Raw genomic sequence first — 23,352 nt, forward strand, 5'->3', positions numbered from 1 at the left:
GGGTCTAGGGAGTTGACAGTGCCTCTGTTGGGGAAAGGCGGGAGGCGCGGATGGCGGGGTAGAGGCCGGCCATGGCGCCGATGGCCAGGGTCGCCGCGAGGCCGCCGATGGTGGCCCAGGCGGGCACCACCGATGGCCAGCCACTGTAGAACGCGTACCCCATGGTGACGGCGGTGCCCAGGAGGATTCCGCCACCTCCGCCCATCGCGGACAGGAGCAGCGACTCCGCCAGGAACTGGGTGCGGATCTGGCCCCGGGTCGCCCCGAGCGAGCGGCGCAGGCCGATCTCCGCGCGGCGTTCCAGCACCGAGATGACCATGGTGTTGGCCACCCCGACGCCGCCCACGAGCAGGGCCACCGCGCCCACGCCCAGCAGCAGGTTGGCGAAGGCCTGGCTGGTCGCCTGCTTGGCGGCCAGGGCGTCGGACGGGCGGGAGACGTCCACCTCGTTCGGCGCCTCCGGGTTGGCGGTGCCGGCCAGGACCTGGCGTACCGCCTCCAGCTTGGGCTCCTCCGCGCGGGTGTAGAGGATGGTCGGGTGGCCGTCGAAGTCCAGCCGCTCCTCCGCCACCGGCCAGCCGACCATGACCCCGCTGTCCAGGTCCGTGGCGAGCGCGACCGGGTTCAGCACGCCGACGACGGTGAACCGCTGGCCACCCACGATGACCTGCGTGTCCGGGCCGGCCGAGCCGATGCCGAGCCGCTGGGCGGCGGCCGAGCCGAGCACGGCGGCCGGGTAGCGTTCGGTGGCCTGGTTGAGCCAGGTCCCGCTGCGCAGCGTGGCGCCGACGGTGGCGGGCAGATCGAGGCTGGCGGCGTAGGTGTTGATGCCGCCGGTCTGGGCCTCGGGGATCTCCTCGGACCGGTAGACCTTGGCCTCGGAGACCTTCCCGATCGACGAGACCTCCTCGACGGGGCCGATCCGCGCGATCATCGCCTCGGCGTCCCTCGGCATCTGCGCCGCCTCGCCCGTCAGCGTGGTGCCCGACGAGACGGTGAGCAGGTTGGTGCCGAGGGAGGAGAGCGTACGGTCGAGCTCGGCGCCCGAGGAGGACGACAGCCCGACCACGGCGACCATGGCCGCGATGCCGATGGCGATGCCGAGCGCGGACAGGAACGCGCGCAGCGGCCGGGTGCGCAGGCCGATCGCGCCGACCCGCATCACGTCGCGCGGCCGCATCCTGGCCGGGGCCGGCTTCGGCCGCCGCATCTCGACGGCGGCCATCACGCCACCCCGGATTCGGCCAGGGATTGGCTGGGCGTGGCGGAGTCCGCGATGATCTCGCCGTCGCGCATGCTCACCTGCCGGGGCAGGCTGGCGGCGATCTCCCGGTCGTGAGTGATGATCACGATCGTGGTGCCGCTCGCGTTCAGCTCGTGCAGCAGCTCCATCACCCCCGTTCCCGACACCGAGTCCAGCGCGCCGGTCGGCTCGTCGGCCAGGAGCAGCGGCGGGTCGCCCGCCACGGCCCTGGCGATGGCGACGCGCTGGCGCTCGCCGCCGGACAGCTCGTGCGGCTCGTGGTCCATCCGGTGCCCGAGCCCCACCCGCTCGAGCGCGACCGCCGCGCGGCGGCGCCGCTCGGCCCGGCTCAGGCCGGTGTAGACGAGGCCGTCGGCCACGTTGTCGAGTGCCGGTACCTTCGCGGCGAGGTGGAAGGACTGGAAGACGAAGCCGATCGTGGTGGCCCGCAGCGCGGAGAGCTGGTTGTCGGACAGCTTGGACACGTCGTACCCGTCGATGTGGATGGTCCCGGAGGACGGCCGGTCGAGGGTGCCGACGACGTGGAGCATCGTCGACTTCCCCGACCCGGACGGGCCGACGATGGCGACGAGCTCGCCGTGCTGGATCCGCAGCGACACCGACTTCAGCGCCGCCACGCCGCCGGGGTAGGTCCTGGACACGTCCGTCAGCTCGATCATGGGGTACGTCACTTCGGCATCCCCACCGTCATGCCCTCGGTGAGCCCGTCGCCCTTGACCTCGACCCGCCCACCTGCGAACAATCCCGTTTCAATTGCGATATATCGGGACTTGCCGCCTTCGATGACCTCCAGGCCGAACCCGCCCTCCTGCAGCGCCACCAGCGCCGCCACCGGCACCGTCAGCACGTTCTTACGCTGCGACGCCGTGAACGTCACGTCCACCGACGCCTTGTCGAGCCCCTTGGCGGACTTGGAATCGCCGATCGAGACCAGCGCCTCGACCCGCGTCTCGGGGTCGGCGTTCTGGCTCTCGCCCGGCACGATGACCGTGGCGACCTCCGTGACCTTGCCCTTGACACTCTTGCCGTCCGGCAGCGTCACCTCGACCTTGGCCCCTTTCTTGGCCATCCGCTGGTCCTCGGCCTCCAGCTGGACGGTGACGACCTTGGACGTGCCGGTGTAGGTGAGGATCTTCTGGCCCGGGGCGGTCGGCTGGCCCTTCTCGGCCTCCAGGCTCTCCACCCGTACCTTGCCGGGGGCGAAGACGATCCGGCCCAGCTCGACTACGCCGGTCTCCCCCAGGCCGCGGTCGTCCTGCCATTCCATGACGGCCTCGGCCGTGTCGTAGGTGTACTCGTCGTCGACCGTGAAGCCGTCGTAGCCGAGCTTGCTGAGGTTCCGCTCCAGGTTCTCGACGTCCTTGCCCTCCGCGCCGATCTTGAGGTCGCGGTAGGCGGGCGTGTCGCCGTACATGAGCATCACCGGCTCGTTGTCCACCCGGTACAGCGACTTCCCGCGCGTGATCGTCGCGCCGCTTTCGGGCAGCCAGGTGATCGTGCCGGGCTTCCTGCTCGTCGCCGTGGTCACCGGGCCGTAGCCGAGCTCGCCGTCGGCGTCCGTGGTGTCGTTCAGGGTCTGCCTTTCGACCGTGGCGGTGGCCGGAGGCAGGGCGGCGGCCGGCTGTGTGGGGCCGGAGCCGCCCTCCAGCAGGCCCGCGCTGTTCACCGCCACGAACCCGCCGCCCGCGGCGACCAGCACGATGAGGAGCACGGCGACCGCCTTGCCCCGCCCGCGGCGGCGGTTCCGAGAGGGCGTCGCGTCCGGCTCCGCCCTTCCGTCAAGGGTGACCCTCTCCGTTGCTGGGCCCATCAATTACCTCCCATCCCGGCCTCGGCCATCTCCTTCTGGCACTTCTCCTGAGCCGGCTTGAAGTCGGGGTCCTCGCCGACGTCGCCGGTGATGCGCATGTTGCCGCCCTCGGGGTCGGGGTAGCTCTCCACGCCGTTGTCGCGCATGCACTGCGCGACCTTGCGCAGGGCCTCGGCCCTCTTGGGGTCGCCGCCTCCCGCCCGCTGGCCGCTCGGGGCGTATTGCTTGCAGGCCTCCTGGGCCTTCTTCATCGTCTCCTGGGGCGTGTTCTTGTCGAGCCTGAGCATGACGCCCTTGCCCGGCTCGGGGTCGTCCATGTCGATGCCGTTCTCGCGCATGCACTGGGCGTACTTGAGCGCCTTCTCGTGCGGGTCTTCGCTCGGCTTCGCGCTGGCCGCCGCCTGGGGGCCGGTGCCGCTCACCGACGCCACGTCGGAGCCGCCGCCGTCGTCGGAGCCGCAACCGGCCAGGAGCAGGGTGGCCGCGGCGAGTGCGGTGAGGACTCGTCCTCGCATGAATGTCTCCTCCGTCGAATGAACATCGTTCGAGGAGAGATGCAATAGGGGCCGCTGTTTCCTCAGCGTTTCCGTCCGCGGCTTATTCTGACCAAATGCCACCTAGGCCACACTCAGCTCTGTAAGCGGATGAAAGGGCCTAGGTACGCCATGCGGGTGCTGGTGGTTGAGGACGAGCGCATGCTCGCCGACGCGATTGCCGAGTGGCTGCGTGAGGAGACCCACGCGGTCGATCTGGCACACGACGGCGAGGCCGCGCTGGAGCGGATCGCCGTGAACGACTACGACGTGGTCGTGCTGGACCGGGACCTGCCGCGCGTACACGGCGACGAGGTGTGCAGGGAGCTGGTCGCGTCGGACTCCGACGCGCGGGTGCTGATGCTGACGGCCGCCGCCCAGCTCGACGACCGAGTCATGGGGCTGTCGATGGGGGCCGACGACTACCTGTCGAAGCCGTTCGCGTTCCCGGAGCTGGCCGCCCGCGTCCTGGCGCTGGGGCGGCGCTCGCGGCCGGCGGCGCCGCCGGTGCTGCGCAGGGCCGGGATCACGCTGGACCCGGCGCGCAGGGAGGTGTTCAGGGACGGGCGCTTCGTGCCGCTGTCGAAGAAGGAGTTCGCGGTGCTGGCGGAGCTGATGCGCGCGGGCGGCAGTGTCGTCTCGGCCGAGCAGCTCCTGGAGAAGGCGTGGGACGAGCACGCCGACCCGTTCACGGGCGCGGTCCGGCTCACCGTTCTCAAGCTGCGCCGCAAGCTCGCCGACCCGCCGGTCGTGGAGACCGTGCCGGGGGTCGGGTACCGGATCACATGAGCCTGGCGCGGCCGTCCTTACTGACCCGGCTCGCGCCGCAGCCGACGCTGCGGCTGCGGCTCACCCTCGTGTACGGCGCCGTCTTCATGCTCGCCGGGCTGGCGCTGCTCGGCGTCACCTATCTGCTGTTCAACCAGCAGCTGACGCAGTCGTTCGAGAGCCGGTTCACGGCCGAGCCGGGCAAGACCAAGCAGCTGTTCCTGGTCAAGGACGGCGTCATGCTCAGGGGCGAGGACGCGCTCGAGTGGATGCGGCAGCAAGAGGCGGAGCTGCGCAGCGCCGCCGTCACCTCGCTGCTCACGCAGGGCGCGATCGCGCTGGTCGTGGTCGGCGGCGCGGCGGTGGGCGCCGGATGGGTGGTCGCGGGCCGGGTGCTGGCCCCGCTGCACCAGGTCACCGACACGGCGCGCAAGATCGCCGCCGCTCCCATGGCCGAGCGCGGCCTGCACGAGCGGATCGCTCTGGAAGGGCCGGAGGACGAGGTCAAGAACCTCGCGGACACGTTCGACACCATGGTGGAGCGGCTGGACCACTCCTTCGACGGGCAGCGCAGGTTCGTCGCGAACGCCTCGCACGAGCTGCGCACGCCGCTGACGCTCAACCGGGCGCTGGTCGAGCTGGCCATGTACCGCCGTACGGCCTCGCCCGACGTCAAGGAGCTGGGCGAGAGCCTGCTGGAGATCAACGCCCGGCACGAGCGGCTCATCTCCGGGCTGCTGCTGCTGGCCAGGTCGGAGCAGGAGATCGCGGACCGGTCGCCGGTCGACCTGGCCGACGTGGTGACGCACGTGGTCCGGCAGACCGCCCCGGCCGCCGCCGAGGCGAAGCTCACCGTGTACGAGGTGACCGCCCAGGCGCCCACCACCGGGGACGCGCTGCTGCTCGAACGGCTGGTGCACAACCTGGTCGAGAACGGTATCCGGTACAACGTGGACGACGGCACCGGGTGGGTGCGGGTGGTGAGCCGTACCGTGTCGGGGGGGAAGGTCGAGGTGGAGGTCAGCAACACCGGGCCGGACGTGCCGCCGTACGATGTGCCGCTGCTCTTCAAGCCCTTCCACCGGCACGGCGCCGAGCGCGTGGTCACCGCGCCGAGCGCGGGGCTGGGGCTGTCGATCGTGCGGTCGGTGGCGCTCGCGCACGGCGGCGACGTCAGGGCGCGGCCCCGCGAGGGCGGCGGCCTGGTGGTGACCGCCGCTCTCCCCCGCGCCCATCACTAGGCGATCGAGCCGGCAGCACGGTCGGCCCCGCGGGTGAGCATCCCGTCCATCAGCCTGAGACGCCGCCGATCCGGGCCCTGACCGGGCTCAGCTGACGCAGTCCTGCGTGTCGAGCCCGATGGACACCCCCTCGAGCTCACCCTTCGAGTTGGGGAAGAAAGCGTAGTAGGCCTTGGGGCTGCGAGGGACGGAGACGTAGGGGATCCCGCCCGCCGAGGTCTTCAGGCGGGGGTAGGCCCTCTTGACCTGCTTCATCGTGGAGCCGATGCCGATGCCCTCGGGCGTCTTGACGCTCTTCGGGGCGGCGATCACGGCCACGCCGCGTTTCTTGGAGATGTACAGGCCCACGCTGTTCTTGCCGGTGGGGTGCGCCTTCAGGTCCCAGCCTGAGCAGGAGCCCGTCCCGGCGGCCTGTTTGAGCACGATCTTCCCGGTGGCCTTGGCCTTCTTCGCGCTCATCCCGAGCTTGACCTTGCCGTAGCCGTACGGCCCCAACGTGGTCTTCGCGGTCTGGGCTAGCGCGGGCGTGCCGGCGAGGAGCAACGCCCCGCCTGCCAGGATCACAACGAGCGCATTTCTCATGACGGCCTTCCTTGTCGTCGCGAACCGGACCCCTGTTTCGAGTGCCGCTCGCGACGAGAAGTTCGACGCCATTCCGTATCCGTATCGGCCTCGCGCGTCGGCGTGCCACGGACGCGCCACACCGACGGCGCCAGCAGCGTGGCGGCCGTGATGAGGACGGCCGTCGCGGCGCCCGCGGCCAGGACGGGGCGGGTGCCGAGCAGCGCTGCCGCGGGGCCGGCCAGGCCCATGCCGAGCGGTGCGGCCACGAGCGAGCCGAGCATGGTCACAGAGGTCGCGCGGGCCACGAACCGTTCGGGGAGGTGCTGTTGCAGCGCGGTGGTCTGCAGGACGTTGTAGACCACGACCTGCGCGCCGGCCGCCATCGCCGCGAGCACGAGGTGCCAGACCTCGGCGGGCACCGCCAGCAGGGCCGGGAACGGCGCCATCAGGAGGAAGACCAGGATCGCCGCCACCATGGGACGTCCGGGCCTCCAGCGGGCGCTGAGCAACCCTCCGGCGAGGCCGCCGGCGGCGTACGCGATGCCGATCGCCGACCAGGCCGGAGCCCCGCCCAGGTGCTGCTCGGCGACGTACGGGCCGAGCACCAGGATCGGAGCGACCACGATCACGTTGGTGACCGCGACGTGGATCGTCCAGACCCACAGCCAGGTGTGCCGCCGCACCTCCGCGATCCCGCCGCCGATGCTGGCCAGCAACCCGCCCTGCTTCCCGGGGCGCTCGGCGGTGAGGGTCCGGGGAAGCCGGTAGAGGAAGGCCGCGCTCACCAGGAACGTCAGGGCGTCGGCCAGGATCGCCCAGCCCGGTCCGGCCAGCGCCACCAAGGCTCCGGCCGCGCCCAGCGCCAGGATCGAGGACGCGCTCCGGGAGATCGAGATGAGGGAGTTGGCCGCCTGCACGCGTTCCTTGCCGGCCAGCGAGGCGATCAGCCCCACGGCGGCCGGGTTGAAGAACGCCGATCCCGCGCCGGCGACGAGCTGCAGGACCACCAGCATCCAGATGTGCGCGGTGCCCGTCAGCAGCAGCGCCGCCGTCACGCCGTGCGCCGCGAAACGGGTCAGGTCGGCGATCAGCATGACGGCACGGCGTGAGAAGCGGTCGCCGACCGCGCCGCCCAGCAGGGTCAGCAGGACGATGGGCAGCCGGGTGCTCAGCACCACGATCCCCAGGTCGACCGGCGATCCGGTGAGGCCGAGCACGGCGAACGCGATCGCGATCGGCGTCAGCGAGTCGCCGAAGGCGGAGGCCGTCTGGCCCAGGTAGTAGCGGCGGAAGTCACGGACCGCCAGCGGCGCGAACATCGACCAGGCCGAGCTCACAGACCGCCGCCGGCATCCAGCGGCCCGGCCCCATGTCCGCCGCCGCCGGCATCCAGCGGTCCTGCCCCATGTCCGCCACCGCCGTCCAGCGGTCCGGCCTCATGGTCGCGGCCGAGTGGCCCATCCGCGTCGAGCACAGCGCACCTCATTCCAGCCGGTCCCCGCGACGTCGGCGCCCGGCCGTGGTGGCCGGGAAGATCCGTGGCCACCTTGCCAGGCCACACCGACAGAATCCGGCCGGTGCCGCACCGGCCGTGGTCAACGGCGCAGTACCGGCCGGTGGTCGATGTCGCGGCATCGGCAGCGGTGCTCGTTCCGGGGGCGGTTGCGGACGTCTCGTCCTACGGGCGGTCGCGTACGTAGTAGTGCCCGAGCGCGTCGTCGTACCTGCCGCTGGAACGGCAGCAGCGGCGGAAAGCGGCGTCCGGAGCCGCAGGGGCACAGGTCGTTGGCGCCGAGCTTCTCGATCAGCTCCTTGTCTCTGCCGACGCGCCGGTCGCCGCGCTTGACGTGGGTCTCGGTAAGGGGAACCCCCGGCGGCGCTTGCTGGTCGGCTCAAAAGGACATCTCGTCGCGGTCCATGGCGGGCCTCCTCGATCCGTGGTCGACGCCGCTCACGATAGGCCGCCTGTACGCTGCCGCGCGATCGTTTTTCCGACCGGGGCGTAGTGCGAGTCGACGGCGGGCTGGCCGGTGTAGTTGGGGCCGGCCTGGTCGTCGGCGCCCAGGTAGCGGTAGGGGAGGTCGATGCGGGCGCCTCCGGTGCGGCTGATCCTTCGGCTACGCCCGTCGTAGGCCAGGCCCGCTGCGCGGAGGGCCGTCGTCAGGCGGCGGCCGGCTGGGGCGCCGTCCGGTAGGCGGATGCTTCGGGCGTCGAAGTTCGCGACGAAGACGCCCTCGTCGGTGAGCCAGCCGGCGATCTTTGTGAGGAGGCCGAGCTTGTCGCCCACGTAGTGCAGGCCGTGGACGCAGGTGATGAGGTCGAAGCGGGTGCCGGGATGCCAGGTGGCCACAGAGGCGGTGATCAGGCGCAGCCTGGGGGTCTGGGTCGGCAGGTGAAGAGGTCGACCAGGTCCACGCCGACGATCTCGGCGTCGTCTCCGAGCAGGGCGGCGGCCTCGTTGAGGGCGTTCGCCGTGCCGCAGCACAGGTCCAGCCGGCGGGTCGGCCTGCCGGGCGCGGCGCTGAGGACGTTGACGATGTCGATGCCCAGCTCGCGGTTGTAGCTCCGGAGGCGGCGCTCGCGGTTCATCAGTGAGTTGGCCACCACTGATGAGTTCTCGAGTTCATCGTCCGTGGTCAGAGGCATGATCTCGACACTCTACGGGCGTTGCTGGCGATAGTGGAGATTTTCTCCAGCTAACTAACTTCACCACAAGTCCGAATATGAGTCGCTATCGTACGTAAAGATCCACCGCAACCGTCTCAGGAGTCACTTCTCTCATGGCGCATGTTGAACCGCTGCGGGGGGACGATCCGGCGGCGGTGGGGGCATATCGCCTGCTCGGCCGGCTCGGCGCGGGCGGGCAGGGGACCGTCTATCTCGGTCAGGCACCCGGCGGCCGGCCCGTTGCGGTCAAGGTGCTGCGTGACGGCGCCGGGTTCGACGACCGGTTCGCCAAGGAGATCGAGGCCGCGCGGCGGGTGGAGCCGTTCTGCATCGCGCAGGTGCTGGACGCGTCGCTGGGGCGGCAGCCGTACATCGTGACCGAGTACGTCGAGGGCCCCTCGCTGCAGCAGGCCGGTCGGCACACCGGGGCCGACCTGCAGCGGCTGGCCGTCGCCACCGCCACCGCGCTGGTCGCCATCCACGAGGCGGGCGTCGTGCACCGGGATTTCAAGCCGGCGAACGTGCTGCTCGGTCCCGGCGGACCCCGGGTCATCGACTTCGGCATCGCCCGGGCGGCGGATGCCGCGGCCACGGTCGCGAGCGGCATCGTCGGCACGCCCGCGTACATGGCGCCCGAGCAACTGGCGGGGCAGGCGGTCGGGGCGTCCGCGGATGTGTTCGCCTGGGCCTCCGTCATGGTGTACGCGGCCACGGGTACGCCGCCGTTCGGGCAGGACACGCTGCCTGCGATCATCAACCGGATCCTGCACAACGAGCCGCAGCTCGGCGATCTGCCGCATCCGCTGCGGTCGATCGTGTACGACTGCCTGGCCAAGGATCCACGAGCGCGCCCGGCCATGCGTGATGTGCTGCTGCGGCTGCTGGGCGAGCCCGCACAGGGGCATGCTCCAGTGCAGGGGCATGCTCCAGTGCAGGGGCATGCTCCAGTGCAGGGGCAGAGTCCTGCGCGGACCCCCATGCCCGGCCCCATTCCCTGGCATGGCGCCATGCCAGGGGGCGGCGCAGGGCCGGGCATGCGGGCTGGTGGGCGTAAGGGGGTCGGTCTTCCGGTGGCCATCGGCGTGTCGGGGGTCGTCGTGGCGGCGCTGGTCGGTGGGGTTGTTTGGCTGGCCCCGTGGACGAACGGGTGGCCGGGGTCGGCGTCCTTCGCCGTCGGTTCCCCCAGCCCGTCCACGCAGGTGACCCAACGCCCGGAAACGACACCGCCGCCGCGCAAGTCCACGCGCAAGCCCACACGCACCCCCACGGGGAAGGGCACAGGGCGGACCACGCCTAGGAACACGGCCACGTCCTCGCCGTCGTCCTCACCGACGCGGAAACGTACGACCACGCAGCCGACCCCCACTCCCACGCGGAGCACCAAGAAGCCTGTCACGAGCGCCAGGCTCAGCATCCTGGAGATCGAGATATCCGGCGGCCCCGGTCAGGGTAGTGCGGACGGCTGCTACATGCCGCCGGTGCACTTCCAGACCAACGTGGAGTCGTCCAAGCAGGGGATATGGGTCTCCTTCGTCTGGGAGGTGGACGGCAAGGCCATCCACCGCGGCAGGTCATGGGTTCCGGAGGACGGCTACACGGCGTTCGCGACCACCGGGCAGTACATGCTGAAGACCGGAAGCCACCGGGTCACCCTGCGGGTCACCTCGCCCTCCACGGTGAGCAAGAGCGTCTCGATCGACGTCTGTGCCTTGGAGACCTGGTGACGCCGGACGCGATCGGCCCGTACAAGGTCATCGGGCAGCTCGGCGAGGGCGGGCAGGGGGTGGTCTACCTGGCCGAGGCCCCCGATGGCGCCCGCGTCGCGGTCAAGGTGCTGCGGGAGGGCGTGAGCGGTGACGGCCGTTTCGCCAAGGAGATCGCGGCGGCGCGGCGGGTGGAGCCGTTCTGCATCGCGCAGGTGCTGGACGCGTCGCTGGGCGCCCGGCCGTACATCGTGACCGAGTACGTCGAAGGACCGTCCCTGCGGGAGGCAGGCCTGCACAGCGGGGCCGACCTGCAGCGGCTGGCCGTGGCCACCGCCACCGCGCTCGTCGCCATCCACCGGGCCGGCGTCGTCCACCGCGACTTCAAGCCCGCGAACGTCCTGCTCGGGCGGGACGGGCCGCGCGTCATCGACTTCGGCATCGCCCGTGCCATGGACGACGGGGTGACCCGTACCAGCAGTGTCCTGGGGACGCCCGCGTACATGGCGCCCGAGCAGTTCGCGGGCGCCGTCGTCGGACCGGCCGCGGACGTGTTCGCCTGGGCGTCCGTCATGGTGTACGCGGCCACCGGCGCCCCGCCGTTCGGCAACGACTCCCTGCCGGCGGTGCTCAGGCGGATCCAGTACGAGGAGCCGCGGCTGGACGGGGTGCCCGAGCCGCTGCGGTCGATCGTGTACGCCTGCCTGGCCAAGGACCCGCGCGCCCGTCCGGCCATGCAGGGCGTGCTCTTCCAGCTCATCGGCGGCCAGGCTCCAGCGGCACAGACCCCTGCGGCACAGGCGGGCTTTCCCGGAGACCTGGGGCGGGCGGGCTCCGGTGTTCCGGGATTCCGGCCCTCGCTCTCGCATGACCTGACCGGGCGGAGCGCCGGCTCCCGTCGCCCGCGCGGTCCCGCGCTCCTGGCCGCCGGGGCGGCGCTGGCCGTGACCGGGGCGCTGGTCGCCGCCTGGGCGTGGCTGCCCGGGTTCCCCGGCCGGACCAGCACGGCCGCGATCGCCACGGACTCCTCCGGCGCCTCCGCCTCCGCCACCTCCAGCCCGGTCACCGGGGCGAAGGAGTCCGCCAGAGCCCTGCGTCCGAGCGCTCGCCCGAGCCCCGCCAAGACGACCAAGCCGAGCACCACCGCCAAGCCCAGCGCCACCGCGCCGTCCGCCACCCGCACGACCGCCGATCCCACGGCGACGCGGAGCAGCAAGCCGGCCACGACCGCGACGAGCGGCGGAGGCGGTGTGACGTCGGTGGCGTTCAGGTACGAGGGCATCAAGGTGGGCGACTGCTGGCGCAACGACACGAACATCTGGGCCACCGTCTCGGCCACCGGCACCTACAGCTACCGGTGGCTGGTCAACGGCCAGAACCAGGGCAGGCAGCAGGGCACGCCGTCGTCGAAGCCCCTGCTCCCGTCCATCACGTGGAAGGGGGGCGGCAAGTACAGCATCGTTTTCGAGGTGATCACTCCTAGGAGCGTCCGGAAGAGCGCCGGTGTGAAGATCTGCAGCAACAGCGAAAGCTGGGGCGAAGGCTGGTAGGGCCGGCCTGATCTCCTGCAGCGCCCTCGGGTACGCGGATGCTAGCCGGCCGCGGCGGTGCGGAGCGCGCGGTACAGCAGGCGGGCGTCGCCCAGGTGGTGGCGCAGGAGTTTCTCCAGGCCGCCGATCGGGACCAGATTCTGTGGCGCGCGCGGGTCCTTGTAGTCCACTCCGGCCAGCGGCGGCAGGGCCAGGGTCACCGCGTCCGCCAGCCGTACGACCTGGGCCGGGTCCAGCTCCGCGCTGGCCTCGCAGCGCGCCACGCCCGCCCACGGGGCCGTCGACTGGACCGGGAGCCGCACGTACCAGGCGTGCCGGCGCCAGCTCGTGCCCATGAGGAAGACCGGCGTGCGCTGCCCGGGCGTGAGCGCGGCGACCACCGCCGACTGCGGCGCCGGCAGGTACGCGGTGTGGTGGGTCTTGATGTAGCCGACCGTCCGCGGCAGGTGCGTACGCCCCCGCAGCGGCCCGTCCACCAGCAGCAGGTCGTCGCTCCTCGACCGGTGCCGCACCGCCAGGTCCACCTCCAGCTGAGTGACCTGCCGCTGCAGCGCCAGGGACAGCTCCTCGAAGCTGGCGTCGGCGGCCTTGCCGGGGTGGTAGGTGGCGTGCCGGGTCTTGACCTCGGGCGCGTGCGGCGAGGCGGAGATCAGTGACCGGTTGACCTCGATCTCCGCCAGTTCGGCGCCGTCCGGGCCGCAGCTGACGATCCCGGCCGCGTACGAGGCCGCGATGCCGGGCACGGGCATGGGCGCGTCGGGGTCGTCGACCCAGACTCGGGCGTCGATCCTGCGTACGCCGTCGGCGACCAGCAGCGTCTCCGGGGCGGCGGCGTCGGGCCCGGGCGTGACGGGTTTCCAGTCGGCGGCCGGCCGCTCGATGTCCAGCACCAGCTCGGCACTGGTGGCTCCCAGCTCGGAGAGGGCCTCGACGGCGAGGGCGGCGGCGTAGCCGGGGTCCCACGGGTCAACGGTGAAGCCCGCCATCGGCCCCTCCGTTCTCGAACGATCCTGCCTTCCGCACGTGGGAGCCCTTGCCGTCACGCCTGACCTCGAAGCGTACCGGCACCCGCTCGGCCAGCGCGGGCACGTGGGTGACGACGCCGATCATGCGGTCCTGGCCGGCGGCGAGGCGTTCGAGCGTGGTGGCCACGGTGTCGAGCGTGGCGGGGTCCAGGGTGCCGAAGCCCTCGTCGAGGAAGATCGAGTCGAGCCCCCTCGCGACGGCGCCGGAAAGGGCCAGGGCAAGCGCGAGGGCGGCCTGGAAGGTCTCGCCGCCGGACAGCGTGCGGGCGCTGCGCCGCATGCCGGCATCGCCGTAGTCGATGACCTCGATGTCGCCGGTCTTGTCGCTGAGTGCGAGCTCGTACTGGCCGTCGGAGAGCTCGCGCAGCGTCTCGGAGGCCGCGGCGACCAGCACCGCGAGGGCCTCGGCGCACAGCCAGCGCTCGAAGGCGTTGGCGCGCAGGCGCAGGGCGAGCTCGTGGGCGACCTTGGCCTCGTGCTCCTTCAGGGCGATGCGGGTCTCCAGGTCGGCGGCGCGCTTGCGCTCCTCCTTGAGGCGTTCGAGCGCGCTGTCGGCACGGGCGACGGCTCCGGCGACGGCGGCGCCGAGCTGGTCGGGCGAGGCGTCGCCCGGGGTGACGACGCCGTGCTCGGCCAGGCGCTCGGTCAGCCTGCGGCGGTCGGCGGCGAGCCGGGTGCCGGCCTGGGCGAGCTGCTCCTCGCGCGCGGCCAGCGCGGTGCGAGCGGCCTGCGCGGCCCGGTCCCGCCAGCCGAGCAGCTCGGTCCAGGCTCGGTGCAGGTCTCCGCGGACCAGGGGCGGCGGCGGGTCTTCCTGTCCGCCGGAGACGAGGAGCCGGTCGCGGGCGGCCTCCAGGGTGCGCCAGGCGGTCTCGGCCTGGCGTTCGACCTGTTCGGCGTCGGCCCGGGCGCGCTCCAGCCGCCCGCGTGCGGCGCGTACCGCTTGTCGTGCCTGGGCGGCGAGCTCGTCGGCCTTGGCGATCGCGGCCAGCCGTCCTTCGATCTCGGCCCGGTCGCCCGGTGCGGGAAGCGCGGCCAGCTCGGAATCCAGCCGGGTGACCTGCGCGGCGAGCATCGACGCCGACGTCTCGGCCCTGGCGTGGGCGGATCTGGCGCGGTCGGCCCGCTCGCGGGCGTTCGCCAGGGCGCGGTCGGCGGTGCGGATGTCGGCGGGCGGTTCGTGGCGGGGCAGCTCGGCGATCGGGTGCCGGCAGACCGGGCACGGCTCGCCCACGGCCAGCCGCTGGACCAGGTGGGCGGCGGCGTGGGCGTCGCGCAGGCGTTCCCGCTGGGCCTCGGCGGCGGCCAGGGACTGCTCGGCCGTGGCCCGGTCGGCGGCGAGGCGCTCCAGCGACGCGGCCGCGGAGGCGGCGTCGGCGCGGACACGGGTGGCCTCGGCCGCCAGCCGTTCGCGGGCGTCCAGCGCGGCCAGCGCCGCCCGTGGCGCGCCCCGGTCGCCCAACGCGGCGAGCGCCTCGTAGGCCTCGTGGTCATCGGCCTCCAGCGCGGTCACCTCGGCGGCCAGCGTCTCGGCCGACTCGGCGGCGGCGCGGCGGGCCGAGGCGAGGGTGGGCACCGCGGCGGGCATGCGCAGCGCCGACAGCACCGACTGCCGTTCGGCCACGGCGGCCCGCTCCTGCTCGGCGCGCCGGATGTCGGCCTCGCGCGCCCGCAGCAGGTCCAGGTCGGCGCCGATGGTCTCGGCCAGCCGCCGCAGCGCCGTCAGCCGCTCCGCCAGCTCCCGCTCCGCCTCCGCCGTCGCGCCGGAGAGCTTGGCGAGCTGGTCGCGGGCGAAGGAGGCGGCCTGCTTGGCGGTCTCCTCCTCGCGGCCGGCCTGCTGCCTGATCCGCTCGTAGACGTCGGCGTCGAGCAGCTGCACCAGCAGGTCCTGCCGCTCGCGCGGCGCGGCGTGCAGGAACTCGGCGAAGCGGCCCTGGGGCAGCACCACGCACTGGGTGAAGAACCGGTACTCCAGCCCGGTCACCTGCTGCGCTTCGGGGGTGACGTTCTCGCCCTCGGCGAGGGGTTTGACCACCGCGTCGTACGCCTGCTCGAGCGGGGCGGCGGGATCCAGCTCGTCGAGCCGGGCCTCCTTGGTACGCACCGCGCCCTTGGCGTCGCGCACCATGGCGCGGACCACGCCGTAGCGCCGCCCGTCGGCCTCGAACACCATCGCCACCTTGCCGGCGCTGACGGAGGGAGCCAGGGCGTGGGCGATGGCGCCCTCCCTGCCCCAGCGCGGCACCGTGCCGTAGAGGGCGAAGCAGATCGCGTCGATGATCGTGCTCTTGCCCGCCCCGGTCGGCCCGATGAGCGCGAAGTAGTCGGTGTCGGAGAAGTCCACGGTCACCGGCTCGCGGAAGCTGCCGAAGTGGTCGAGGTGGAGCAGCAGGGGACGCATCAGCCGGTCACCTCGTCGTAGAGCCGGTCGAACAGCGCGGCCACCTGGTCGTCGTGGCGGCCGGTGGCGGCGAGGTAGTCGCGGAACAGCTCGCGCGGGCTGCGGCCGGCCGAGCTCGCCCGCCGCGTGGCGGTCACCGGCCGGAACTTCTCGTCCAGCATGACGTCGACGGCGCCGGACAGCAGGTCGCGTACGTCGTCGGCCAGGCCGACCCGGGGTTTCTCCTCCACGATCACCTTGAGCCAGTCGTCGCCCGGCTCGATGGCCTCCAACTGCTCCAGCGTGCCGCGCACGGTACGCAGCCGGCGGGCCGAGGAGAACGTCAGCTCCCGCACCACCGCGGGCCGCCCCGGCGAGAGCTCGACCAGCAGCGCGCCCGGGGTGTTGCCCTCCTCGCCGAAGTCGACGGCGAGGGGCGAGCCGCTGTACCAGATCGGGCAGGGGCCCGGGATCTGCTGGCGGCGGTGCAGGTGGCCGAGGGCGGCGTACTGGGTGGAGGTCGGGAAGGCGGTCGGCTCGAAGTAGTAGGAGAAGATCGACTGCGCCTCCCGCTCGCCGCCGCCGAACGCCCCGCCGGGCAGGGTGCCGTGGGTGGTGACGAGGTTGACGGTGTCGGCGTGGAAGCCGGCGGTGAGCGCGCCGATCAGCTCGCCGATGCGGGTGGCGTAGTCGCGGTTGTGGTCGGCGGCGGTGCCGGTGAGGACCTCGGCGGCGCGGACGACGTACCGGTGCGACAGGAAGGGCAGCACGGCCAGCCGCACCGGCTCGCCCGAGCGCGCGGTGAAAGCGAGCGTGCCGCCCGCGTCGGGGCGGCGGAAGGCGCCGATCACGTGCAGGCCCAGCTTGCCGAGCACCGGCCGGTAGACCTCCAGGAGCTGCGGGTTGTCGTGGTTGCCGGCCAGCACGATCACGTCCCTGCCGTCGCCGCGCAGCGCCATGAGCGCGTTCAGCACCAGCGACTGGGCCTCGGGCGTGGGCGCGGAGGTGTCGAAGAGGTCGCCGGCCACGATGACGGCGTCCACGTCGTGGGTGCGGGCGGCGGCGACCAGCTCGCGCAGCACGTCCCGGTGCTCGTCGAGGCGCAGACGGCCCTTGAGCACCTTGCCCACGTGCCAGTCCGCGGTGTGCAGGATCTTCACGAAACCACCTGGGGTCAGAAGGGCGGGATGTCGTCTTCGATGCCGGGCAGCCCCTTGAACGGGTCGGCCGAGACCTTCCCCGTCGCCGGCGCCGCCGCCTCGGAGGGCCGGGTCGCCCACGCCGGGAAGGGGAAGGCCACGGCCAGCGGGACGGGGATCTCCGGCTGGGCGACGAACATGGTGCCCGGCTTGGCGATCGTGGCGCGCTCCCGCATGGCCGTGGGCAGCCAGCCGTACTCGGACCTGGCCGCCTCGGCGGGGTCCAGGCGGCCGGCGACGCGTACGGCGCTGTTGGAGACGATGCGCCGCTCCACCTCCGAGGCGGTCTGCTGGGCGCCGATGAGGATGACGCCGAGCGAGCGGCCCCGCTCGGCCACGTCCAGCAGGATCTCCTTGATCGGGGAGTCGCCCTCGCGCGGTGCGTACTTGTTCAGCTCGTCCAGCACCACGAACAGCAGTGGCCGGGCCGTGCCGGAGGACTCCTTGCGGTGGAACTCGCCGCGCAGCACCACGCCCACCACGAACCGCTGCGCCCGCTCCGGCAGGTTGTGCAGGTCCACGATCGAGACCTGCGCGTCGGAGGTGCTGACCGAGTGGCTGCGGTAGAACGGCAGGTCGCCGCGGATGATCGGGGACAGCGGGCGCACGGCGCTGCGCAGCCGGCGCAGGAAGGCGTTGACGGTGCCGAGCGGGGTCTGCGCGCCGGTCCACTGCTGCCGGCTGGCGTCGTCCTGCAACTGGTCGGACAGCAGCTCCACCAGATCGGCGAAGGTACGGCAGGCCGTGCCCTGCACCATGACGGCGCCGCCGTCGCCCACCGGCTCGGCCCACGCCTTCAGCCGGGCGGCGATCTGCCCCACGAGCAGCGAGTATCCGGCCCGCTCGTCGTCGGCGTCGGCGAAGACGAACCGCAGCAGCTCCTCCTCACAGAACTCGACCAGCGTCCAGTAGAAGGCGCTCACCCCCTGGGTGCGGGCGGCGACGTGGGGCACGCCGTTGGGGTCGTTCGGCCGGGGCGGGGCGAAGACGTGGACGCTGCCGAACGGCCGGGCGGGCAGCCCGAGCCGGGCGTAGACGCCGCGGGCGCGCTCGTCGAGCCGGAGGTTGTCGTGGTCGAGGAAGAGCAGGTCCTCGCCCTTGACGGAGAAGATCAGCGCCTTGGTGTTGGCCGACTCCGCGTCCAGCACGCCGGAGTTGAAGATCGAGTAGAGGAGGAAGGTGGCGAAGGAGGTCTTGGTGGCCACGCCGGACACGCCGGAGATCGACACGTGGGCGCCGCGGGTGCCGTCGAGGAAGTCGAAGTTGACGTAGAGCGGCTGGCCGTCGCGGCCCATGCCCATGGGGATCCGGCGGTCCATCACGTCGAAGTACAGCGCCTGGTCGCGGTCGCCTGCGCCGGCCAGGTAGACCTTGGAGCCGGGCAGCGGCGGCACGAACACCTCCGGCTCGACCCTGGTCACCCGCACCTCGGCCACCTCGAACACGGCGGCCGGCAGCGCGCCGTCGGCGATCAGGAACACGTCGGAGTCGTAGGCGGCGCCCTCGTGCCTGGCCTCCACGGTCGTCACCACGCCCGCGACCAGCACCGTGCCGTATCCCGGCACCTCGCGCCTGGTCACCACCACGTCGTCGAGCTGGACAATCTTGCCCGGCTCCAGGCCGACCCAGAACGACAGCGGCGAGGCCGCCTGCGTGCCCAGGACCCGCCCGACCGCCTCGCCGGCCACCTGCGCCGCAGGAGTCGCCGGCGTCGCCTCCCGGCTCGCCGCCCCGTTGACCGTCACAAATCCCTCCGCCCCCATGAATGCCCTTCTATGGGAGCGTAGTCGGGCTCGGGGGGTGCGTCCGGTTCATTCTGCCGGAACCCGGAGGACGCGCAGCTCATGTGCGCCGTCCGCGCGGGTCATCTCGTAGTAGAACCACCAGTGGCCGTCGAGGATCAGCGCGTCGAGGTAGCGTACGGATCCGCTGCCGTGCGGGGAGGTCACCCAGGCGGATCTCTCATCGCGGCCTGGCGAGCAGCTCCTCGAAAGTGGTGGCGGGGTGCCCGGTCAGGGCCGGGATGTCGTCGCTGACCCCTTCCAGCTCTCCGGCGGCGATCGCGAGATACGTGGAAACCCACGCCTCGACCTGCCAGTCCGGCGCGCCGTACACCTGGCGGGAGGCGTACGCCTCTTCGAGGGTCTCGGGATGGTACGTGATCGCCCGCCCGGTCACCTCGCTCAGCGTGGCGGCGACCTCGTCAAGCGTCAGCGCCTTCGGCCCGGTGAGATGGTAGGTCGCCCCTTCGTGCGCGCCCGGGTCGAGCAGGACCCTGGCCGCCGCCTCGGCGATGTCGTCCTGGGCCACGGCCGCGACCCGCCCCTGCCCGGCCGGGCCGCGGATCACGCCGTCGTCGCCGGCCATCGCGGGCAGGAAGTCGGCGTACAGGTTGTCGCGCAGGAACGTGAAGGGCAGGCCGCTGTCGCGGATGTGCTGCTCGGTGGCCCAGTGGTCGCGCGCCAGCGTGAACGCGGCCGACGGCGAGGCGCCGTAGAAGGAGATGTAGACCAGGTGCGTGACGCCGGCGTCGCGGGCGGCGTCGACGAAGGTGCGATGCCGGTCGACGCGGTCGGCGCTCTCCGACGCCGACACGAACAGCACGGTGGACGCGCCCTCCAGTGCCTGCCTGACCGCCTCCGGGTCGCCGTAGTCGGCGCTGACTGCGGTCGTGCGATCGAGCGGCGGGACGCGGCCGGCGTTCCGGGCGACGAGCCGCTGCTCGGCTCCGGCCGCCGCGAGCAGGGCGGCGACCCGGCCGCCGAGCCGGCCGGTGGCGCCCGTGGTGACGATGAAGGCCATACCCGACAGCCTAAGGGTGGCCCTCATCTGCGCGGACGAGGCCCGTCTCGTACGCGACGACGACGGCTTGGGCGCGGTCGGCGGCGGCGAACCGCTCCACCAGCCGCCGGGTGATCGACGGCGCGAGCAGCGCGTCACCGGCGCTGATCAGCCGCGCGGAGGCGGCCAGGTGCTCGGGCGTGACGTCCTTCAGCAGGAAGCCGCTGGCGCCGAGGGCCCGCGCGGCCGAATGATCGAACCGCGCTGGCCGCCGGAGCGCAACGCAAAGCGCTGGTGCGGCTCTGAAGGCAAGTACAAGCAGTGCTTGCCGCCCCCGGGAGGTACAGCTGAACTTCAACCGGGGTGAGCACACCTGATCGTTGCGGAACAATTGAGGCCATGGCGCTCATCCAGATTGACGAGGAAACCGTGCGAAGCCAGGTCAGCGAGCCGGTGTTCGCTGAGGCTCTGGCGCTGGCCGATGACGGCAAGGTCGCGGGGTTGACCGAGAGTGGAGCGTCGGTCTCCGCGCTGGTGAGCGGGCATTCGGTGACGGTCACCTTCACCGCAAGCGGGATGTTCGCGGCCTGCGAGTGTCTGGATCCCGAGCTGTGCGCCCATGCGGCCGCCGCGGCGGTGTCCTGGGTCCGGATGGGGGATGTGCAGCCTGTGCCTGACCTGTACGCGCTGCTGCGGACCCAGGACTCCGGCTGGCTGGCCCGCCGCCTCGCCACTCTGGCCGCGGCGGACTCCGCACTCGCCGACCGGCTGCGGACCGAGCTCGCAGAGACCATCGTCGCCGAGGAGACGACCGACCTCCTCGCCGATCTGGAAGAGGTCATGGCGGACATGCTGGCGGAGGCAGAGGATGAGGACAACTCCTGGGACGAGGATGGGTGGTATCCCGATCTCGAGGACCTGGAGGAGATCCTCGACGAGATCGACGACCTGATCGAGCAGACACCGGACACTGCCCGCGAGCTGATCGTCCGCGCGGTCGACCTCATCGAGGAGGCGCTGGACACCGGGGAGATCTACGGCGGCCAGCTCGTCGACGACCTCGAACGCGTTCAGGGCATGCATCAGGAGGCTTGCCTGTCCGGCTCGCCCGACCCGGTGAAGCTGGCAGAGTGGCTGATGGGCAAGGTGCTGACCAGCAACTGGTGCACCTTCGAGAGCTCGCTGCCCACCTATGCTCCCGCGCTGGGTGACCTGGGCCTGCGCCGCTGCCACGAGTTGCTGGACGGGACCATCGCAGGCAGAGTCCCCGACTACAAGCTGAGCACGCTGCGCGAGTCGCTCGCCCGCGCCGAGGGCGGCACCGACGCCGTGGTCGCCATGCTCGCCCGGCGGGCCGCCAACAGCCGTGACATCGCGAAGATCGCTCGTCTCCTGATCGACGAGAAACGTCACGACGAAGCCCTGGGCTGGATCGATCAGGGGATGGGCCGCTACGGCCGCGATCAGCACCTCCTCACGCTCGCCCTGGACTGCCATCAGTACGCCGGACGGACCGAGCACGCGCTCGAGACCCGCTGGCAGCTCTTCACACTCTCACCGTCCATGCACACCTATCAAAGCCTGACCCGCTTGGCCGACGCGGACGCGGCACCGTGGAAGGCCAAGGCCATCACGCACCTCCGCTCGTCGGCCGCCATGGCCCACACACTGGCCGAGGTGCTGCTGATCAACGGGGACGTGGCGGGCGCCTGGGAGGTCCTCCAGACCTACGGACTCGGCTCTGACCTGCGCATGCGCGTGGTCAACGCCCGTGCCCGGACCCACCCCCAGGACGCCATCCCGGTCTACCAGGAACTGGCCGAATCCAGCGTCAGCCGGGCCAGCAGACCCGGCTACCAGGAGGCGATCCAATACCTCTTCACCCTGCGGACCCTGTTCGAGCGCGCCGGAAGTCAGGCCGAGTTCCCCTCCTACGTCGCCCGGCTCCGCGCCGCCCACCCCGGCAAGAAGGCCTTCCACACCCAACTGGACGGTGCCGGCCTGCTGTAACGCCATCACGCCCACGCCGGGCAGTGATCATCCATCCAGCCCTCGGGCACCATCAGATCGTTCTTGTCCAGAACCTTGAGGACACGATCAGCCTGATGGTCCACGACATCCGGCAGCGCGGCGTGGACCAGGGCCAGCTCGTTGTCCTTCTCCTCACGGCACGCGTACAGGCCCGCGACCAGACCCAGACCGATCTCCAGCGCAGCCGCATGGGCCCCGACCCGCGCCCGGCGGGCAAGGTCCGCCAGATACGGCTCCACCACCTCGTCGACCATCTTCCGGGCCGCGGCATGCGGCTCGACATAGCCGCCGCCTGGCCTCCGACCTTCTGCTCGGCCATCACACCCCCGAAAAGACGCTATGTCTCCTCGACCAGCACCCCGCCTACGTGACCAGATAAAGGGCAGCCGCGCTCACGGATCGACCGCGAGGACGCGATGCCGGACTGGGAGTTCGTCGCCTTGCAGCGCCGTTTCAACAACCGTGACGACGCAGGCCTCAAAGACGTCATACGAGAGAAGTTCTGGGACATGATGTGCGCATCAGACCGAGACACCATCTTCTACGTCGGCAATCAACAAGCCCATCCGAGGAGCTTCATCGTCCTCGGCGTGGCGTATCCCAGGCGACCTACACCCAAATCGCGCAGCTGAGCCGCTCCCGAACGGCCTCCAAGACCAGATCACGGTGGCAGCGGTGCTCATCGGCCTCGAAACACATGACTGCCACCCTCTCTTGCCGGGCCGCGCGAGCGATGCGTTCCAGACACTCGCGGGCGTCCTCACCGCCCAGAGACTGCGCATAGATGCCACGAGAGGTGCCCAGCTCAACTGGACTGCCAGCGAAGCCCGCTCGGTTCCACTTCGGGTTGCCCAGTTCCCGCATGTGCTCGTAGCCGATCCCAGCGTCGGCCAGCGCTGCGGAGAACGCAGTCTTGCTGAAGCCTCGTTTACGGGAGATCGGGTTGAGCCGTACGTCGATCAGCAGCGTGACGTGTTCCCGATGGAGACGCCGGATGAACCCGTCGAGGTCGCATCCTTCGTACCCAACACCGGTAACGCCAGCTCGCCGATCGGTTGTGAACATGATCTGTACCCTTTCACACCTGGTCGCAGCCATCATCCCGTTCCCTGAAGGCCTTGCCCGAGTTTGCTCAACTGTCAGCATTGGCGCCCCCAGAGCGCGACGCGGCGGGCCCTCTGTTGCCACCGAGCCCTCGTTCCCTCTTTGGCGGGAGCCGTTTTGCCGGGGCTACCGTGAGGGTGGATCTTGCACGCACGACGGTTCAGGAGGAGGCAGTCCTGAACGGTGAGTGGCATCTGGAGCCGAACAACCACCACATCGCCAGGTTCTCCTACAGGCTCGCCGCCGACGACGGCCACCCGCGCGCCAACGAACGTCTCCGGGCCCTGCGCGCCGTCCCGTTCGGCAAGCTGCTCCCCGCGCCCATCGGCACCGAGCAGCGGCCCGTATCTGGATGACCCGACCGTCGAAAGACCCCGGCCTTACGCCCGGACCAGCGATCGAATGGTCGCAGCCGTCCCGTCCTTGACCAGCCGGTCCGATGCCTCCTCCACCAGGCCGCGGAAGACGCCGTTCTCGAGCAGGTCCGCCCCGGACATCCCCCGCGGCCATCCTCTGAGCCGCCCGCCAGCGGGTTGTCCACCCGCAGGACTTCACCGTCGTCGGCCCGGCCGGCGGCCACTTACTCCTTCCCGGCCAGTCCGCCCAGGTAGGCCATCGCCGAGTGAGACGTTGAGCAGGCGCAGTTTCATTCGCTCGTACGGCCTGACATCGGCGACCAGCAGCGCGCACGCCGCGTCCCAGGCGGGCCCGACGCGGACCTCGACCTCGACGGCC

General features: G+C 71.6%; 25 protein-coding genes. 7 read left to right on the forward strand and 18 right to left on the reverse strand.

Features of this window, described 5'->3' with window-relative positions; genetic code table 11:
* Window positions 1-4: 4 nt before the first annotated feature.
* The 4 genes from EJK15_RS05990 to EJK15_RS06005 form a co-directional block, all read right to left on the reverse strand.
* Window positions 5-1,225, reverse strand: coding sequence for an ABC transporter permease (locus EJK15_RS05990; RefSeq protein ID WP_240776799.1), 1,221 nt, complete (start codon window positions 1,223-1,225; stop codon window positions 5-7).
* Complete coding sequence (locus EJK15_RS05995; protein WP_138709444.1) at window positions 1,225-1,923, reverse strand: ABC transporter ATP-binding protein; 699 nt, start codon at window positions 1,921-1,923, stop codon at window positions 1,225-1,227. The genes EJK15_RS05990 and EJK15_RS05995 overlap by 1 nt, the downstream gene beginning before the upstream one ends.
* Window positions 1,924-1,931: 8 nt before the next feature.
* Entirely contained in the window at window positions 1,932-2,975 is a 1,044-nt protein-coding gene (locus tag EJK15_RS06000; RefSeq protein ID WP_240776800.1) for an efflux RND transporter periplasmic adaptor subunit, read from the reverse strand.
* Between the two features lie 98 nt (window positions 2,976-3,073).
* Window positions 3,074-3,589 (reverse strand): hypothetical protein, encoded by a 516-nt coding sequence (locus EJK15_RS06005; RefSeq protein WP_138709367.1) that lies wholly within the window; start codon window positions 3,587-3,589, stop codon window positions 3,074-3,076.
* 150 nt (window positions 3,590-3,739) lie between these two features.
* Here EJK15_RS06005 and EJK15_RS06010 point away from each other — a divergent pair, with 150 nt between their 5' ends.
* Complete coding sequence (locus tag EJK15_RS06010) at window positions 3,740-4,396, forward strand: response regulator transcription factor (RefSeq protein ID WP_138709446.1); 657 nt, start codon at window positions 3,740-3,742, stop codon at window positions 4,394-4,396.
* Window positions 4,393-5,616 carry a sensor histidine kinase gene (locus EJK15_RS06015; protein ID WP_138709368.1) on the forward strand — a complete coding sequence of 408 codons (1,224 nt, stop codon included), beginning with the start codon at window positions 4,393-4,395 and terminating at the stop codon, window positions 5,614-5,616. Before EJK15_RS06010 ends, EJK15_RS06015 begins: the two co-directional genes overlap by 4 nt.
* Window positions 5,617-5,703: 87 nt before the next feature.
* On the opposite strand, the gene EJK15_RS06020 is transcribed toward EJK15_RS06015, so the two are convergent.
* From EJK15_RS06020 to EJK15_RS72620, 5 genes are all read right to left on the reverse strand, one after another.
* Entirely contained in the window at window positions 5,704-6,198 is a 495-nt protein-coding gene (locus tag EJK15_RS06020) for a hypothetical protein (RefSeq protein WP_138709369.1), read from the reverse strand.
* On the reverse strand, window positions 6,195-7,517 hold the full coding sequence (locus EJK15_RS06025) for an MFS transporter (RefSeq protein WP_138709370.1): 1,323 nt from the start codon (window positions 7,515-7,517) through the stop codon (window positions 6,195-6,197). The genes EJK15_RS06020 and EJK15_RS06025 overlap by 4 nt, the downstream gene beginning before the upstream one ends.
* A gap of 258 nt (window positions 7,518-7,775) precedes the next feature.
* Window positions 7,776-7,988 carry an SEC-C metal-binding domain-containing protein gene (locus tag EJK15_RS77425; protein WP_206060691.1) on the reverse strand — a complete coding sequence of 71 codons (213 nt, stop codon included), beginning with the start codon at window positions 7,986-7,988 and terminating at the stop codon, window positions 7,776-7,778.
* A 143-nt stretch (window positions 7,989-8,131) separates the two neighbouring features.
* Complete coding sequence (locus tag EJK15_RS72615; RefSeq protein WP_206060676.1) at window positions 8,132-8,530, reverse strand: class I SAM-dependent methyltransferase; 399 nt, start codon at window positions 8,528-8,530, stop codon at window positions 8,132-8,134.
* Window positions 8,531-8,541: 11 nt separating this feature from the next.
* On the reverse strand, window positions 8,542-8,826 hold the full coding sequence (locus tag EJK15_RS72620) for a hypothetical protein (RefSeq protein WP_206060677.1): 285 nt from the start codon (window positions 8,824-8,826) through the stop codon (window positions 8,542-8,544).
* Window positions 8,827-8,960: 134 nt separating this feature from the next.
* Here EJK15_RS72620 and EJK15_RS72625 point away from each other — a divergent pair, with 134 nt between their 5' ends.
* Window positions 8,961-10,571 (forward strand): serine/threonine protein kinase, encoded by a 1,611-nt coding sequence (locus tag EJK15_RS72625; protein WP_206060678.1) that lies wholly within the window; start codon window positions 8,961-8,963, stop codon window positions 10,569-10,571.
* Window positions 10,568-12,100, forward strand: a complete 1,533-nt coding sequence (locus EJK15_RS76185; RefSeq protein ID WP_206060693.1) for a serine/threonine protein kinase — start codon at window positions 10,568-10,570, stop codon at window positions 12,098-12,100. Before EJK15_RS72625 ends, EJK15_RS76185 begins: the two co-directional genes overlap by 4 nt.
* A 41-nt stretch (window positions 12,101-12,141) precedes the next feature.
* On the opposite strand, the gene EJK15_RS06050 is transcribed toward EJK15_RS76185, so the two are convergent.
* The 7 genes from EJK15_RS06050 to EJK15_RS77105 all read right to left on the reverse strand — a co-directional run bounded on the left by EJK15_RS06050 (window position 12,142) and on the right by EJK15_RS77105 (window position 19,840).
* Window positions 12,142-13,086, reverse strand: a complete 945-nt coding sequence (locus EJK15_RS06050) for a hypothetical protein (protein WP_138709372.1) — start codon at window positions 13,084-13,086, stop codon at window positions 12,142-12,144.
* Window positions 13,067-15,523, reverse strand: coding sequence for an AAA family ATPase (locus EJK15_RS06055; protein WP_138709373.1), 2,457 nt, complete (start codon window positions 15,521-15,523; stop codon window positions 13,067-13,069). Before EJK15_RS06055 ends, EJK15_RS06050 begins: the two co-directional genes overlap by 20 nt.
* Window positions 15,523-16,662, reverse strand: a complete 1,140-nt coding sequence (locus EJK15_RS06060; protein ID WP_138709374.1) for an exonuclease SbcCD subunit D — start codon at window positions 16,660-16,662, stop codon at window positions 15,523-15,525. The genes EJK15_RS06055 and EJK15_RS06060 overlap by 1 nt, the downstream gene beginning before the upstream one ends.
* A gap of 14 nt (window positions 16,663-16,676) precedes the next feature.
* Window positions 16,677-18,446, reverse strand: coding sequence for an ATP-binding protein (locus EJK15_RS06065; protein ID WP_138709375.1), 1,770 nt, complete (start codon window positions 18,444-18,446; stop codon window positions 16,677-16,679).
* 66 nt (window positions 18,447-18,512) lie between these two features.
* Window positions 18,513-18,650: a hypothetical protein gene (locus EJK15_RS70240; RefSeq protein ID WP_171074138.1), complete on the reverse strand. Its 138-nt coding sequence runs from the start codon at window positions 18,648-18,650 to the stop codon at window positions 18,513-18,515.
* A 13-nt stretch (window positions 18,651-18,663) separates the two neighbouring features.
* Complete coding sequence (locus tag EJK15_RS06070; protein ID WP_206060679.1) at window positions 18,664-19,503, reverse strand: SDR family oxidoreductase; 840 nt, start codon at window positions 19,501-19,503, stop codon at window positions 18,664-18,666.
* A gap of 10 nt (window positions 19,504-19,513) precedes the next feature.
* Window positions 19,514-19,840 (reverse strand): response regulator transcription factor, encoded by a 327-nt coding sequence (locus tag EJK15_RS77105; protein ID WP_206060680.1) that lies wholly within the window; start codon window positions 19,838-19,840, stop codon window positions 19,514-19,516.
* Window positions 19,841-19,881: 41 nt separating this feature from the next.
* Between EJK15_RS77105 and EJK15_RS06080 the strand changes: the two genes are divergently transcribed.
* Entirely contained in the window at window positions 19,882-21,492 is a 1,611-nt protein-coding gene (locus EJK15_RS06080) for a DUF6880 family protein (protein WP_138709377.1), read from the forward strand.
* 5 nt (window positions 21,493-21,497) lie between these two features.
* Here the strand turns inward: EJK15_RS06080 and EJK15_RS06085 are convergent, their stop codons facing one another.
* The gene (locus EJK15_RS06085) at window positions 21,498-21,767 is read right to left on the reverse strand and encodes a hypothetical protein (RefSeq protein WP_138709378.1); all 270 of its coding nucleotides are present in this window, start codon (window positions 21,765-21,767) and stop codon (window positions 21,498-21,500) included.
* 162 nt (window positions 21,768-21,929) lie between these two features.
* Here EJK15_RS06085 and EJK15_RS06090 point away from each other — a divergent pair, with 162 nt between their 5' ends.
* Window positions 21,930-22,145: a hypothetical protein gene (locus tag EJK15_RS06090; RefSeq protein ID WP_138709379.1), complete on the forward strand. Its 216-nt coding sequence runs from the start codon at window positions 21,930-21,932 to the stop codon at window positions 22,143-22,145.
* Here the strand turns inward: EJK15_RS06090 and EJK15_RS06095 are convergent.
* Window positions 22,123-22,578, reverse strand: a complete 456-nt coding sequence (locus EJK15_RS06095) for a DUF488 domain-containing protein (RefSeq protein ID WP_138709447.1) — start codon at window positions 22,576-22,578, stop codon at window positions 22,123-22,125. The genes EJK15_RS06090 and EJK15_RS06095 overlap by 23 nt on opposite strands.
* Before the next feature lie 176 nt (window positions 22,579-22,754).
* On the opposite strand from EJK15_RS06095, the gene EJK15_RS06100 reads away from it, so the two are divergent.
* Window positions 22,755-22,973 carry a hypothetical protein gene (locus EJK15_RS06100; protein ID WP_138709380.1) on the forward strand — a complete coding sequence of 73 codons (219 nt, stop codon included), beginning with the start codon at window positions 22,755-22,757 and terminating at the stop codon, window positions 22,971-22,973.
* The last annotated feature ends 379 nt before the right edge of the window (window positions 22,974-23,352 follow it).

The organism is Nonomuraea basaltis (assembly GCF_005893125.1).
GTDB classification, from domain to species: Bacteria; Actinomycetota; Actinomycetes; order Streptosporangiales; family Streptosporangiaceae; genus Nonomuraea; species Nonomuraea basaltis.

Excerpts from the sequence above, each read along its gene's own strand:
- EJK15_RS05990 (WP_240776799.1), bottom strand. The coding sequence starts at position 1,225 with ATGGCCGCCGTCGAGATGCGGCGGCCGAAGCCGGCCCCGGCCAGGATG.
- EJK15_RS05995 (WP_138709444.1), bottom strand. The coding sequence starts at position 1,923 with ATGATCGAGCTGACGGACGTGTCCAGGACCTACCCCGGCGGCGTGGCG.
- EJK15_RS06005 (WP_138709367.1), bottom strand. The coding sequence starts at position 3,589 with ATGCGAGGACGAGTCCTCACCGCACTCGCCGCGGCCACCCTGCTCCTG.
- EJK15_RS06010 (WP_138709446.1), top strand. The coding sequence starts at position 3,740 with ATGCGGGTGCTGGTGGTTGAGGACGAGCGCATGCTCGCCGACGCGATT.
- EJK15_RS06015 (WP_138709368.1), top strand. The coding sequence starts at position 4,393 with ATGAGCCTGGCGCGGCCGTCCTTACTGACCCGGCTCGCGCCGCAGCCG.
- EJK15_RS06020 (WP_138709369.1), bottom strand. The coding sequence starts at position 6,198 with ATGAGAAATGCGCTCGTTGTGATCCTGGCAGGCGGGGCGTTGCTCCTC.
- EJK15_RS72620 (WP_206060677.1), bottom strand. The coding sequence starts at position 8,826 with ATGCCTCTGACCACGGACGATGAACTCGAGAACTCATCAGTGGTGGCC.
- EJK15_RS72625 (WP_206060678.1), top strand. The coding sequence starts at position 8,961 with ATGGCGCATGTTGAACCGCTGCGGGGGGACGATCCGGCGGCGGTGGGG.
- EJK15_RS06050 (WP_138709372.1), bottom strand. The coding sequence starts at position 13,086 with ATGGCGGGCTTCACCGTTGACCCGTGGGACCCCGGCTACGCCGCCGCC.
- EJK15_RS06055 (WP_138709373.1), bottom strand. The coding sequence starts at position 15,523 with ATGCGTCCCCTGCTGCTCCACCTCGACCACTTCGGCAGCTTCCGCGAG.
- EJK15_RS06070 (WP_206060679.1), bottom strand. The coding sequence starts at position 19,503 with ATGGCCTTCATCGTCACCACGGGCGCCACCGGCCGGCTCGGCGGCCGG.
- EJK15_RS06080 (WP_138709377.1), top strand. The coding sequence starts at position 19,882 with ATGGCGCTCATCCAGATTGACGAGGAAACCGTGCGAAGCCAGGTCAGC.
- EJK15_RS06085 (WP_138709378.1), bottom strand. The coding sequence starts at position 21,767 with ATGGTCGACGAGGTGGTGGAGCCGTATCTGGCGGACCTTGCCCGCCGG.
- EJK15_RS06090 (WP_138709379.1), top strand. The coding sequence starts at position 21,930 with ATGCCGGACTGGGAGTTCGTCGCCTTGCAGCGCCGTTTCAACAACCGT.
- EJK15_RS06095 (WP_138709447.1), bottom strand. The coding sequence starts at position 22,578 with ATGTTCACAACCGATCGGCGAGCTGGCGTTACCGGTGTTGGGTACGAA.